Raw genomic sequence first — 13,627 nt, 5'->3', positions numbered from 1 at the left:
ATGGAGGTTTAACAAAAAAAGCCCTCCAGAATACTCAGGACGGCTCTTATCTTTTTCGGAAAAACCGGGTTACATGTTACCGGCAATCGCGTCTTTTACGTGATCGTTGTGTACGATAACTTCTTTGAAAGAGTAAGCACCGGTTTTAGGTGACTTGTTCATCGTGATCACTTTCGAATATTCTTTGCCTTTACCTGTTTTCAGGGTTGCAACTACTTTCTTAGCCATATCTCAAAAATTTGAATGTTGTAATAAACCAGCTATTCGCTTATTTAATCTCTTTGTGAACAGTTACCCGTTTTAGCACAGGGTTAAATTTCTTTAACTCCAGGCGGTTGGTGGTGTTTTTCTTGTTCTTCTTGGTGATGTAGCGTGACATTCCGGGCATGCCGCTTTCTTTATGCTCAGTGCATTCCAAAATAACCTGTACCCTGTTACCTTTCTTTGCCATTTCTTTTATGTTTTACGTCGTACGTTTTACGTTTACGTTCCTGCGCAGCGCTTAGCTAACGTCCCAGCGTCCAACGTTTAACGTATAACTGATTTATACGGTTCCTTTTTTAACGAATTTATTGATCACAGCAGTAATGCCGTTTTTGTTGATGGTTTTAATGGCTGAAGTGGAAACTTTCAGTGTGATCCATTTTCCCTCTTCAGGAATATAAAATCTTTTAACCTTCAGGTTAGGATAGAATTTCCGTTTGGTCTTTACGTTTGAATTAGAAACGTTGAAACCGTTCATCGGCCCTTTTCCTGTTAAATCACAAATTCTCGACATGACTGTACTGTGTTTCGTTTATATATACTTCAGATTCTCAAAAAGAGTGTGCAAATATCCGAATTAAAAACTAAAACTGCAACAGGGTAGTGAATAATTTTTCATCGGGGCTGGGAGTTATTCCCTGGCCGGCCGCCGGCTCATCTATCAAGTATTTTACCACCGGTTCCGTTCCTGCTGTAATTTTTTATTTATATGTTTGACAGTAGCCTTATACGCCATTATAAACCTAATTCACAAAAACAGTTAAGATATGCATCACGGACCCGCTGCCGAACTGGGAGTCGACAATGCCTCCGCGAAGAAATCCAGGCTTGGCGTTTGGTTTTTCTTCGTTTACCTTTTTTTTTATGCCGGATTTGTCGTAATCGGTGTGCTGAACTATGAATTGCTGAGCCATGAGGTATGGGGAGGGTTGAACCTTGCCATCGTTTACGGCATAGGGCTGATCGTTTTTGCGGTATTACTCGGTGTGATCTACAATTATCTCTGCTCACAGTATGAAGACAGCCTGAACAGGGAGGAACAGAAGCCATGATCTATGATATTTCTGTTCCTGCACTGCTGATCTTTATCGTATTTGTTGGATTCGTACTCGGGCTATCGTTCTATTTTGCCCGTAAAACGCGGTCGGCCAGTTCTTATTACGCGGCGGGCGGACAGATCCATTGGGCCATAAACGGGATCGCATTTGCGGGCGATTACCTTTCGGCCGCTTCTTTCCTGGGTATTTGCGGGATGATCGCTACCGTTGGTTTCGACGGGTTCTTATACTCCATCGGCTTTCTGGCGGGCTGGATCGTTGCACTGTTCCTCATCGCCGAGCCGCTTAAGCGGCTCGGGAAATACACGTTCACGGATGCGCTTAACGCTACGTTCAAATCGCGGGCCATTACGCTTACGGCAGCGGTCAGTACGCTTATCGTTTCTATTTTCTACCTCATCCCGCAGATGGTGGGTGCCGGCGACCTGGTAACTCCCTTGCTGGGTTTACCGCATTGGGCGGGCGTAGTGCTTGTAGGGCTGGTGGTGATCGTGATCGTGGCCAGTGCGGGGATGACCTCTACCACGTATGTGCAGTTCATTAAAGGCAGTTTGTTGATAATTTTATCAACCGTGTTGACCGTTTATATCCTCAAACACGGCTTTACGCTGCATCCCGACAATGAAAATCGTACCTATCACCAGTTCTTAACACTTTCGCCGGAGGTGACCGGTGGAAAGGTGACCAATGTGGAAAACTGGAAAGTAGTTTCTCAACAGGAAGTAAAGGGCAAGAATTTTGTAAAACTGGAAAAGGACGGCGTGCCGCGGTGGTTCAGCCTGTCTGAGAAAGACAGTGTATACACACTTAAAGAGGCCCTTTCCATCGCCGAAGGGAATGGAGTGATCTTATATAACGGCGAGCCAAAAAGTAACCAAAAGTTCTTCCCCGTAGGCCACCTGGACAAGATCGTGATAGATGGGCAGGAAATGGAAAGCTCGGGCCCGGTTGGACCGGCCAGGTTCCTTTCTGTGCTGGGCAAAAGCGAGCTGGTACGGTTTTCGGAAGCTAAGTTCACCGACGAGGGAAAAAAGGTAACCGTATATTACCAAAACGTAACTGCGGGAAGCGACTTCATGCTTCCCGGGCTTAAATATAAGATCGGTAAAGGCGCCAGCGCCTGGAGCAGGCTCGATTTCATTTCACTGATGCTGGCGCTGTTCCTCGGAACCGCCGCCCTGCCGCATATCCTGATCCGTTACTACACGGTAAAATCGCAGCGCGATGCCCGCAAATCGACCATCCTGGCTATCGCTGCCATCGGGACGTTTTATATACTGACCATGTTTATGGGCCTCGGCGCAGCCGTGAACGGCGTACTGGATGTAGAATCGAGCAATATGGCTGCGCCGCTGCTGGCAAAAGCATTTGGGGTGTTCCTGTTTTCGGTGATCTCTGCCGTGGCATTTGCCACCATCCTGGGAACAGTGGCCGGGCTCATTATCGCGTCTTCGGGCGCTATTGCACATGACCTGATCGATAACTACCTCGGCTGGAAACAGGATGATAAGAAAAAAGTGCGTGCCGGTAAAATATCCGCTTTTGTAGTCGGGATCTTCGCCATATGCCTGGGCATTGCTTTTAAAGGGATGAATGTATCGTTCCTGGTAGGCTGGGCATTTTCTATCGCTGCTTCCGCCAACCTCCCGGCGATATTGTTCCTGCTTTTCTGGAAAAAGACGACGTCGCAGGGGATCGCCACTTCTATCGTAACCGGTATCGTTGTTTCACTGGCAATTATCCTCACCTCTCCAACCATGTGGGACCGTTACGGACTGGATCCCGCCAATGCCTTACATAAACTGGATAACCCGGCGATCATCTCGTTCCCGCTGGCGGTTTTAATGGTATGGATCGTGTCGCTGATGACACAAAAAACAAAACCGGCGGCCGCTATTAATTGATTCCCGGTTAAATAATATATTTGGCTTTTTACTTAGCATGAACCTACGGACTACATCCTTTGAAGATTACAAAGAGAAATACAATTACAGTGTTACGCAGCCCGAAAAATTCTGGGAGGAGATAGCGGGTAATTTCCAGTGGCGTAAGCCCTGGGACCGGGTGCTTAATTGGAATTTCACTGACCCGGAGATCCGCTGGTTTGAAGGCGCTAAGCTAAATATTACCGAGAACTGCCTCGACCGCCACCTGGAAACGCTGGGCGATAAGCCCGCGATCATCTGGGAGCCCAACGACCCGGAGGAAGACCATCGCGTGTTAACGTACCGCCAGCTTTACGACAAGGTTTGCCAGTTCTCTAATGTGCTGAAAAATAATGGCGTTCAGAAAGGCGACCGCGTCTGTATTTATATGCCGATGATCCCCGAACTGGCGATCGCCGTGCTGGCCTGTGCCCGGATCGGCGCCATTCACTCGGTGGTGTTCGGCGGCTTTTCGGCCCAATCCATCGCCGACAGGATCCAGGATGCCTCCTGCTCGCTGGTGATTACGGCTGATGGCGGTTTCCGCGGACCGAAAGATATCCCGTTAAAATCGGTGATCGACGATGCGCTGGTTCAATGTGCTACAGTGAAAAGAGTGATCGTGCTTACCCGCAGCCGTACGCCGGTATCGATGCTTAAGGGCCGCGATGTATGGTGGGAAGACGAGATCCGGAAAGTGGAAACCAAGGGCAATCCCGTATGTACGCCCGAGGAGATGGATGCCGAAGATATGTTATTCATCCTGTACACCTCCGGTTCCACCGGCAAGCCGAAGGGGGTGGTGCACACCTGCGGCGGGTACATGGTATATGCAGGCTATACCTTCGCCAATGTGTTTGATTATAACCCGGGTGAAATTTATTTCTGCACCGCAGATATCGGCTGGATCACGGGGCATACCTATATATTGTACGGCCCCCTGTCACAGGGCGCTACTACGCTGATGTTCGAAGGTGTGCCCACCTGGCCCGATGCCGGAAGACTCTGGAATATTGTAGCACAGTACAAAGTGAATATCCTGTACACAGCGCCCACGGCCATCCGGTCGCTTATGGGCTTTGGTACCGGCCCCGTAATGGGGAAGGACCTCAGTTCCCTTAAAAAGCTTGGGTCGGTAGGTGAGCCTATCAACGAGGAAGCATGGCACTGGTTTGATGAGCAGATCGGCGGCGGCAAATGCCCCATTGTAGACACCTGGTGGCAAACAGAGACGGGCGGGATCATGATCTCCCCGATTGCCGGCGTTACCACCACAAAACCGGGATTCGCTACGTTGCCGCTACCTGGCATTCAACCGATACTGGTCGATGAAAACGGCGTGGAGATCGCCGGCAACGGTGTTAACGGTAACCTTTGCATTAAGTTCCCGTGGCCGGGAATGATCCGCACTACCTACGGCGACCACGAACGCTGCAAGAAAACGTATTTCTCCACTTACGAGAACCTGTACTTTACCGGCGACGGCTGCCTGCGCGACGACGATGGCTATTACCGGATCACCGGAAGAGTTGACGATGTGCTCAACGTTTCGGGACACCGCATCGGCACTGCCGAAGTGGAGAACGCGATTAATATGCATTCCAGCGTAGTCGAATCGGCGGTGGTAGGCTACCCGCACGACATTAAGGGGCAGGGCGTATATGCGTACGTGGTTTGCCCGGATAAACACGAGAACGAAGAGGTAACCCGCAAAGATATCGTGATGACCGTTTCCAGGATCATCGGCCCGATTGCCAAACCGGACAAGATCCAGTTCGTGTCTGGCCTTCCCAAAACGCGCTCCGGTAAGATCATGCGCCGCATTCTCCGTAAAATAGCCGAGGGCGATACCGGTAACCTGGGCGATACCTCCACGCTGCTCGATCCGGCCGTGGTGGAGGAGATCATGACCGGCGCTACGAAACTGAAAGCGCAATCGTGATCAGGTATCAGTCATTAGCTATCAGCTATCAGCCGTTAGCTATCAGCTTTCAGCTCCTGTCCCTTGTGTTAAAACATTTACCAAGGATAAGACTGGCCACTAATAACTGACAACTGATAACTGACAACTCATTGTAATTTCTTAGTTATTCTTTCCCTCCTCCGTCCATAAACCCTATCTTGGACTTCCTATTATTAAAAAATCATTAAAATAATCAGAATGAACAAACTTTTACTTTCATCCCTGTTGCTTTTGGCAGTGGCGGGTACTGCCAGCGCGCAGAATCGCCGGCAGCCGGCTTCAACGGATTCCGTGGGCAGACCTGCAATTCCGGGCGGGTTCCCTGGAGCGGCAGCCCAGCGTGCACAGCCAAGACCTTACAAATCGGTGATCACCGACAAGGCGCTGACCCGCAAAGGCCTTTTTACCACCCATAAGGTAGACGATAAGTATTATTTCGAGATCGCCGACAGTGTGTTAGGCCGTGAGATCCTGGTAGTAAGCAGGATCTCCAAAGCTGGCGCTGAGGTGCGGGCGGCTTCAGGATATGCCGGCGACCAGATCGGGAGTTCCGTGATCCGGTTCGAAAAGGGCCCGGCTAACCGGATTTTCATGCGTAAGGTATCTTACCGCACATACAGTCCTGATAGCACCAAGTCGATGTACCAGGCGGTACAGCGCTCGAATATCCAGGCGATATCTGCGGCATTTAACGTGGCTGCCTATGCAGAGGGCGGTAAAGGCAGCGTGATCGACGTAACGGATTATATCAATGGCGACAGCGAAGTTTTCTTCTTCGGCTCGGCCCAGGCGAAATCAGGCTTCCGCCTGGGTAACCTGCTGGCCGACCGCAGCTACATCGAAAATGTGCGCAGCTTTCCAACCAATATCGAGATCACCACGGTTAAAACTTACACGTTAACAGCTGCGCAAACAGGCTTCGGCGGTGGTGCGCCGGCTGGCGGCGGCGGTGGTGGCAACAACGGATCTGCTACGGTCGAGCTGAACACCTCGCTCGTGGTCCTGCCTAAAAAGCCAATGCAGCCGCGTTATTTCGATCAGCGTGTAGGATTTTTCGCGGTCGGCTATACCGATTTCGATCTTAACCCGCAGGGGATCAAAGAAGTACAGATCATTAAAAGATGGAGATTGGAGCCAAAACCTGCCGACATGGCCAAATATCGCAGGGGAGAGCTGGTGGAGCCGATGAAACCGATCGTGTTTTATATCGATCCTGCCACCCCGAAAAAATGGGTGCCATACCTCATCGCCGGTGTGAACGACTGGCAGAAAGCCTTCGAGAAAGCCGGCTTTAAAAATGCCATTATCGGCAAGATGGCACCTACCGCGAAAGAGGATTCTACCTGGAGCCTTGACGATGCAGGTCACTCGGCCATCGTGTACAAGCCTTCGGAGATAGCCAATGCAAGCGGTCCGAGTATCGCAGATCCGCGCAGCGGCGAGATCATGGAAAGCCATATCAACTGGTTCCATAACGTGCAAAAACTGGTACACGACTGGTACTTTACCCAAGCTGCGGCCATAGACCCGCGTGCCCGGAAAATGGAATTCAGCGACGAACTGATGGGCGACCTGATCCGTTTCGTGTCTTCGCACGAGGTGGGCCATACCCTTGGGCTACGTCACAACTACGGTTCCAGCTCTACGGTACCTACCGAAAACCTCCGCAACAAGGCATGGGTTGAAGCTAATGGCCATACTCCGTCAATTATGGATTATGCCCGCTTTAACTACGTAGCGCAGCCTGAAGATAACATTACGCCTAAAGGGATCTACCCGCGCATCGGCGATTATGATAAATGGGCCATCGAATGGGGATATAGGCTGTTGCCTGAATATAAAAGCGCAGATGCCGAAATTTCTGCCCTAAACAAGCTTGCCGTTGAGCGTTTGAAAGACCGCCGGTTATTCTTTGGCACCGAAAGCAATCCTGACGACCCGCACTCGCAGAACGAAGATTTGTCTGACAATGCCATGAAGGCCAGCGAATACGGCATCAGGAACCTGAAGCGCATCCTGGCCAGTTTGCCTGAATGGACAAAAAATGCCAACGAGGGGTACGATGACCTCGAGAACATGTACGGACAGATCACTACGCAGTTTGGCCGTTACCTGGGACACGTATCCAAAAATATCGGCGGCATTTACGAAAACCCGAAAACGGTAGAACAAACAGGCCCGGTCTATGAGCGCACACCTGCCGCCACCCAGAAAGAAGCGCTGGCGTTTCTTGAGGCGAACCTGTTCACTACGCCGACCTGGCTGATCAATCAGCCTATCCTGGACAACACCGGGGGCAATTCCCTCCAGGTGATCGGAAGAATGCAGGAAACTACCCTGAACCGCCTGTTCAGCAGCAATACCCTGTCGAAACTGATTGCCGGCGAAGCACAGGATGGCGACAAAGCATTTAAGATCACAGACTTTTTTACTGATATCCAAGGGTCTGTATTCAGCGAACTGAAAGCGAATAAGCCGGTTGACGTGTATCGCCGAAACCTGCAGAAAATCTATGTGGAGCAGCTGATCGAATTGGTGAAACCCCCGGCAGCACCTGCAGCGGCGGCGGTGATCCCGGCTGGCGCCGGACGTCGCGGTGGTGGTGCGGAACAAGCGTCCCTGCCAAATGACGTGAAATCTGTGGCTAAGGCACAGTTAAGATCAGTGAATGCGCTGGTAAAATCGGCGCTGCCTGCAACAACCGACTCAATGACCAGCTATCATCTCCAGGATCTTTCAGACAGGATCACAGAGACGCTGGATCCGAAATAATGATAAAATAAACCTTTCACCAGCCCATGCGTTTGGTATTAAAACAGAAAACCATGGATAAGTTAGAATTGAAAGGCAAATGGAACGAGCTGAAAGGCAAAGTTAAACAGGCATACGGTGATTTCACGGACGACGATCTGCAGCACGAAGAAGGGAAGGATGACGAATTATACGGACGGCTGCAGCAGAAGACCGGTAAGACCCGGGACGAAGTGATCGACTGGCTGAAAAGCCTGTAACTTAAGCTCCAGGCAGAAAGCTCAAAGTATAAAGCATTGTAAAGTGCGCTATACTTTGGGCTTTCTGCTTTCTATGCCGTTACCTATTTCCCTCTTTCATCTTTAACCTGTATTTTCGTCCCGATGAAAAAGGAAAAACCCAACATACTGGTAGTGAATGACGATGGCATCGACGCACCAGGTATCCGCGCACTCATCGGGGTGATGAAAACCCTCGGCAAGGTAGTGGTAGTGGCGCCAGACGGACCACAATCGGGCATGGGGCACGCCATCACCATTGCCAAACCGCTTCGCCTGGATAAGGTGAATATCTACCCCGACGTAGAAATGTATAAAACCTCCGGTACCCCTGCCGATTGTGTAAAGCTTGCGGTTAACCAGGTGTTTAAAGGTCGTAAGCCTGACCTGTGCGTATCGGGCATCAACCACGGTCTGAACCATTCCATTAACGTGATCTACTCCGGCACCATGTCTGCCGCGGTAGAAGGCGCTATCGAAAGCATTCCTTCCATCGGGTATTCCTACGATGATTTTACCTATGATGCCGATTTTTCGCAGTGCCTGCCCTGGGTGAAGAAAACCGCTGAGTTGGTACTCGAACATGGCCTGCCCATCGGGACACTGCTCAACGTGAATTTTCCCAAGGTGACCACGATCAAAGGGATCAAGATCTGCCGGCAGGCAAATGCCAAATACGCGGAAGAATTTGATGAGCGCCAGGACCCGCACAACCGGAACTACTACTGGCTTACCGGTAAGTTCCAGGCCAATGACAACGGAGAGGATACCGACGTGTGGGCACTCGACCATCATTTCGCATCGGTCGTCCCGGTGCAGTTTGACCTCACGGCACACCACGCCATCACCATACTAAACTCCTGGAAGTTTAACTGATCATGAAATACTATCTCATCGCTGGTGAAGCGTCAGGTGACCTGCACGGTGCAAACCTGATGGCCGCCCTGAAGAAAGAGGACCCCGGGGCTTCTTTCAGGTATTTCGGCGGTGATAAGATGAAGGCAGAAGGCGGCGAATTGGTGCTGCATATCTCAGGTATGGCGTTTATGGGATTTGTAGAGGTAATAACGAACCTGAATACGATCGCCAAAAATCTGAAACTGGCTAAGAAAGACCTCCTGGCATACCAGCCGGATGTGCTTATCCTGGTGGATTTCCCGGGCTTTAACCTGCAGGTGGCAGGGTTCGCAAAAGCACATAAGATCCCGGTGTTCTATTATATTTCACCTAAAGTATGGGCCTGGAACCAAAAACGCGTGCTGAGGATCAAACGCTTAGTCGACCGCATGTTCTGCATTCTTCCGTTTGAAGTGGACTTTTACCGTAAATGGGGAATGGAGGTCGATTATATCGGTAATCCGCTGCTCGACGCCATCGCATCACATGTGCCGCAGCAAAATTTCAGGGAAGAAAATAAGCTGGAAGGCCATCCCGTTATCGCGCTCCTCCCGGGAAGCAGGAAGCAGGAGATCAGCCGGATCCTGCCGGATATGATCGGGGCTGCCAGGCAATTTCCCGGGTACCGGCCAGTGATAGCCGGGGCACCAAATTTTAACCGGGAATATTACCTTCAATACATGGGTGACGCCAGCATCCCCGTGGTTTTCGATCATACCTACGACCTGCTCAGCCATGCCGAATGTGCCCTGGTAACTTCAGGGACAGCCACGCTGGAAACCGCCCTGCTAAAAGTTCCGCAGGTAGTGGTCTATAAAGGCAACAGCCTGACCATTGGAATTGCCCGTTTTTTGATACGCACACGATTTATTTCCCTGGTTAATCTCATTATGGACCGCGAAGTTGTAAAAGAACTGATCCAGGGAGACTGTAACCCGTCAGCAATTGCCGCAGAGATGAAGAAACTATTAAAAAATGAGCCTTCACGCATAAAAATGTTAGCGGAATACAAGGAACTGGCAAATTTGATGGGAAAACCGGGCGCTTCTGCCCACGCGGCCACACTTATGGCGCAATACTTGGCTAAATAAGATAAAATACGCGCTTAATTGCACCGGCTTTTGAATTTTTATTTGGCTAAAACGATTATTAAATTTCGATTTCGCTTGATTTTGGCATGTGTATTGATATTATTTTAATAATATTACATTTAGCTGAAAGAAATGTGATCGTTTTAGCTACATTTGTATATCTTTTTAAATATATAGTAAGAAATTCCCTTAATTAGGTTTATAATTGGTTAGTTTGATTAGCTCCTGCCCATCAGGAGCTTTTCTTTTTAAAACAATCAGTACTTTTTATTGTTCACAGTCATAAACCTAAAACTTATGGGGCAGATCTTTACCGTCACATTTAACCAGTCACGTTACCAATACCGCATCGTACAGGCCAACTTAACAGGAGACGTCCCTGAACTGCAGGTGCTTGTACCTGAAGGAACAGTGACGCTTTGTAAAGAAAAACACGGCTGGATCCAAAAGGATGGTGCAGCTTCGATACTAGGGGAGGCGATCAAAGCTATCGGTAACTCTATATCACTGAGATACAGAGTGTAAGGAAAAACCTACAAGGAGTATAATATTTGATACACCACTGTTCCCACCAATACCAGCGTTAACAGCAGCACAGTTACAAGGCGATCTGATTTTACCCGCTCTTCGGCAGACAAAGGCGCCTTTTCTACCTCAATTTGATGAGTTTTTGGCCTGCTAAGAGCGTTGAAGGGATTTTGTAAACGAATAATCATAGGATGTGCTTTATGCTTGTACTTTTATAAAGCAAATTACGGGCCGCTACTAAATTTTCAATCTTTTTTGCGGGTATCAGAAGTTTTGGTAGTTTTGCACCCCAACCGGGGGATTAGCTCAGCTGGCTAGAGCGCTTGCATGGCATGCAAGAGGTCATCGGTTCGACTCCGATATTCTCCACACTGGTAATTAGGCACTTACATATACTGGTAAGTGCCTTTTTTTAGTAACTCCAAAAGTGATTCAAAACGGGGATCAGGCTTAAAAGTTTGGGAGCTATTAGCTTTCAGCGATCAGCTTTAATTACACTGTCAAACCTGGAATACTACTCAGAAATAGGTCAACGTCAATTACTTATCTTATGAGGTATACTTACAGGCTGAATGCTCATAGCTGACAGCCAAATCTACTCCCAGAAATTCACCTTGATCCCAAAACGGTTTAAAAATGCGATCCATAGAACGCTATTTATGTTCTGACAGATACAACGATCAATACCTTTCGAAATATTCACTTACAACGTAGGTTGGCTTCTGTTAAAACAATGGCTGCCTGCCAGCAATCCTGCCATGATCACGGCTAACGGGGAGGAATTATCCACCATCGCGTTAACATACCCTCGATTTGCATACATGCTTCCGGGCTTTGCATACAGCCATCTTGCTCGTGTTACCGAACTTTGATGTGATAAAAACAGTAATATGGAAATAAGGAAAGTAACATTAGGCAGTCAAGGCCTGATCGTTCCGAACATAGGTTTGGGTTGCATGGGTATGACCGGCTTTGAAGAAGGCGACATGTATGGAAAGGCAGATGAGCAGGAAGCCATTGCCACGATTCACCGATCGCTTGAATCAGGCGGTAACTTTTTGGACACGGCAGACCTCTATGGCCCTGTAAAAAATGAGCAGCTTATTGCAAAAGCTATTGCGGGCAATCGCAATAAATACATTATCGCCACTAAATTCGGTTGGGAAATAGACGATAATAATAAGGTGACCTGGGCCATTAATGGAAAAAAGGACTATGTGAAAAAAGCGGCGGAGCGCTCGCTAAAGAATCTTAACACCGATTATATCGATTTGTATTACCTGCACCGCCTTGATAAAACTACCCCCATCGAAGAAACGGTTGATGCGATGAGCGAGCTGGTGAGGGAAGGCAAAGTCGGCTATCTCGGTTTATCAGAAGTATCTTCAGATACCATAAAAAGAGCGCATGCGGTACATCCGATTACGGCAGTTCAAAGCGAATACTCTTTATTTGAGCGCACCGTAGAAGAACGGGGTGTACTGCAAACCTTACATGAGCTTGGTGTCGGGTTCGTGGCTTACTCGCCGCTGGGCCGCGGATTTTTATCCGGCCAGATCCGCTCCATTGATGATTTACCCGAGAATGATTTTCGCCGGGCGATCCCTCGCTTCCAGGAAGCTCATTTCTATAAAAATTTAGAATTAGTTAAAGCCATTGAAACTTTAGCCGAAGAGAAAACCATCACTCCTTCTCAGTTGGCATTAGCATGGATCATGAGCAAGGGTATTCTGCCTATTCCCGGTACCAAACGGAGAAAATATTTGGAGCAAAACATAGCTGCCACCGCTATTCAATTAAGCGAAGCAGACCTTTCCAAACTGGAAAGCATTGTGCCGTTAGGTATGGATACCGGTAAGCCATATGATGATTTTAGTATGGAACTCATTGATTAACTATCTTTGGACGGCTGCATTTTTTAAAAATGCAGCCACTTAGTTTACCAACCATAAGGTTTATGAATGCCATCAGGTCTGTTTCAGAATTTCACCGGTTATTGTCTTTGCCCGAACCCCGTCATCCGCTGGTGAGCGTTATTAACCTGGCCGAAAGCATTTTCCTGGAGGATGATGTGTGGAAAGGCTTCGTTAACCGGTTCTATTGTATAGCCTTAAAAAGAGAAGCAAAGGGCAAAATAAAATATGGCCAGCAACACTATGATTACGATAAGGGCGTATTAAGCTTCACCGCGCCCAACCAGGTGCAGTACCTGGATCTGCAGAATTTGGAATGCGGATCAGGCTACCTGCTGATTTTTCATCCGGATTTTTTGCTCAGTCATGCATTAGCAAGCACTATTAACAATTATGGGTTTTTCTCTTACGCGGTCAACGAGGCCTTACATCTTTCCGCCGAAGAAGAACATGATCTTATCGGTATACTGAACAAGATCGACAAAGAATGCCTGCATATCGATAAACATACCCAGGAAATAATTCTATCGCAAGTTGAATTGCTGCTTAACTACTCCAAACGTTTTTATGAGCGGCAATTTATTACCAGGAAGAACAACAACCATCAATTGCTTGCTAAATTTGAGCAGATCGTAGAGAACTATTTTGATACGAATAATGACGCGCCGCGCCGCCTCCTAACGGTCCATCACGTTGCCGGCCTCATGAATCTTTCACCAAATTACCTGAGCGATATGCTGCGCGTGCACACCGGGCAAAACACACAGCAACATATCCACGAAAAGCTGATTGAAAAAGCCAAGGAAAAGCTTTCTGCCACCAGCTTGTCCGTTAGTGAAATTGCTTACGCACTCGGTTTCGAATATGCCCAGTCATTCAGTACACTTTTTAAAAAGAAAACAAAAATGTCGCCCTTTGAATTTCGGCAAACTTTTAACTGAACGGTACCAAACGGTTAA

Annotated in this window: 13 protein-coding genes and 1 tRNA gene; 11 read left to right on the top strand and 3 right to left on the bottom strand. The window is 48.5% G+C overall.

Annotation, left to right across the window (positions count from 1 at the left end):
• Nucleotides 1-69 precede the first annotated feature (69 nt).
• From GS398_RS16970 to rpmB, 3 genes are all read right to left on the bottom strand, one after another.
• Nucleotides 70-228, bottom strand: coding sequence for a DUF4295 domain-containing protein (locus GS398_RS16970; protein ID WP_160908008.1), 159 nt, complete (start codon nucleotides 226-228; stop codon nucleotides 70-72).
• A 40-nt stretch (nucleotides 229-268) separates the two neighbouring features.
• Complete coding sequence (rpmG, locus tag GS398_RS16965; RefSeq protein ID WP_160908007.1) at nucleotides 269-451, bottom strand: 50S ribosomal protein L33; 183 nt, start codon at nucleotides 449-451, stop codon at nucleotides 269-271.
• A 93-nt stretch (nucleotides 452-544) separates the two neighbouring features.
• Nucleotides 545-778: a 50S ribosomal protein L28 gene (gene rpmB, locus GS398_RS16960; protein WP_160908006.1), complete on the bottom strand. Its 234-nt coding sequence runs from the start codon at nucleotides 776-778 to the stop codon at nucleotides 545-547.
• Between the two features lie 253 nt (nucleotides 779-1,031).
• On the opposite strand from rpmB, the gene GS398_RS16955 reads away from it, so the two are divergent.
• The 11 genes from GS398_RS16955 (at nucleotide 1,032) to GS398_RS16905 (ending at nucleotide 13,609) form a co-directional block, all read left to right on the top strand.
• A complete protein-coding gene (locus GS398_RS16955) occupies nucleotides 1,032-1,316 on the top strand; it encodes a DUF485 domain-containing protein (RefSeq protein ID WP_160908005.1) in 285 nt (94 codons plus the stop codon).
• Entirely contained in the window at nucleotides 1,313-3,226 is a 1,914-nt protein-coding gene (locus GS398_RS16950; protein WP_160908004.1) for a solute symporter family protein, read from the top strand. Before GS398_RS16955 ends, GS398_RS16950 begins: the two co-directional genes overlap by 4 nt.
• A gap of 37 nt (nucleotides 3,227-3,263) precedes the next feature.
• The gene (acs, locus tag GS398_RS16945) at nucleotides 3,264-5,189 is read left to right on the top strand and encodes an acetate--CoA ligase (RefSeq protein WP_160908003.1); all 1,926 of its coding nucleotides are present in this window, start codon (nucleotides 3,264-3,266) and stop codon (nucleotides 5,187-5,189) included.
• Nucleotides 5,190-5,408: 219 nt separating this feature from the next.
• Nucleotides 5,409-7,982, top strand: coding sequence for a zinc-dependent metalloprotease (locus tag GS398_RS16940; RefSeq protein ID WP_160908002.1), 2,574 nt, complete (start codon nucleotides 5,409-5,411; stop codon nucleotides 7,980-7,982).
• Nucleotides 7,983-8,035: 53 nt separating this feature from the next.
• Nucleotides 8,036-8,221 (top strand): CsbD family protein, encoded by a 186-nt coding sequence (locus GS398_RS16935; protein WP_160908001.1) that lies wholly within the window; start codon nucleotides 8,036-8,038, stop codon nucleotides 8,219-8,221.
• A 123-nt stretch (nucleotides 8,222-8,344) separates the two neighbouring features.
• Nucleotides 8,345-9,115, top strand: coding sequence for a 5'/3'-nucleotidase SurE (surE, locus tag GS398_RS16930; RefSeq protein WP_160908000.1), 771 nt, complete (start codon nucleotides 8,345-8,347; stop codon nucleotides 9,113-9,115).
• Nucleotides 9,116-9,117: 2 nt separating this feature from the next.
• Entirely contained in the window at nucleotides 9,118-10,227 is a 1,110-nt protein-coding gene (gene lpxB, locus GS398_RS16925; protein WP_160907999.1) for a lipid-A-disaccharide synthase, read from the top strand.
• A 297-nt stretch (nucleotides 10,228-10,524) separates the two neighbouring features.
• The gene (locus GS398_RS16920) at nucleotides 10,525-10,752 is read left to right on the top strand and encodes a hypothetical protein (RefSeq protein ID WP_160907998.1); all 228 of its coding nucleotides are present in this window, start codon (nucleotides 10,525-10,527) and stop codon (nucleotides 10,750-10,752) included.
• 298 nt (nucleotides 10,753-11,050) lie between these two features.
• Nucleotides 11,051-11,124, top strand: a tRNA-Ala gene (locus GS398_RS16915).
• A 521-nt stretch (nucleotides 11,125-11,645) separates the two neighbouring features.
• Entirely contained in the window at nucleotides 11,646-12,650 is a 1,005-nt protein-coding gene (locus tag GS398_RS16910) for an aldo/keto reductase (protein ID WP_160907997.1), read from the top strand.
• A gap of 62 nt (nucleotides 12,651-12,712) precedes the next feature.
• The gene (locus tag GS398_RS16905; RefSeq protein WP_160907996.1) at nucleotides 12,713-13,609 is read left to right on the top strand and encodes a helix-turn-helix domain-containing protein; all 897 of its coding nucleotides are present in this window, start codon (nucleotides 12,713-12,715) and stop codon (nucleotides 13,607-13,609) included.
• Nucleotides 13,610-13,627: the final 18 nt, after the last annotated feature.

The organism is Hufsiella ginkgonis (genome assembly GCF_009834915.1).
Taxonomy (GTDB): domain Bacteria; phylum Bacteroidota; class Bacteroidia; order Sphingobacteriales; family Sphingobacteriaceae; genus Hufsiella; species Hufsiella ginkgonis.
Note: the sequence above shows the minus strand (reverse complement) of the source record. Positions and strands in the feature narration are given on the sequence as shown.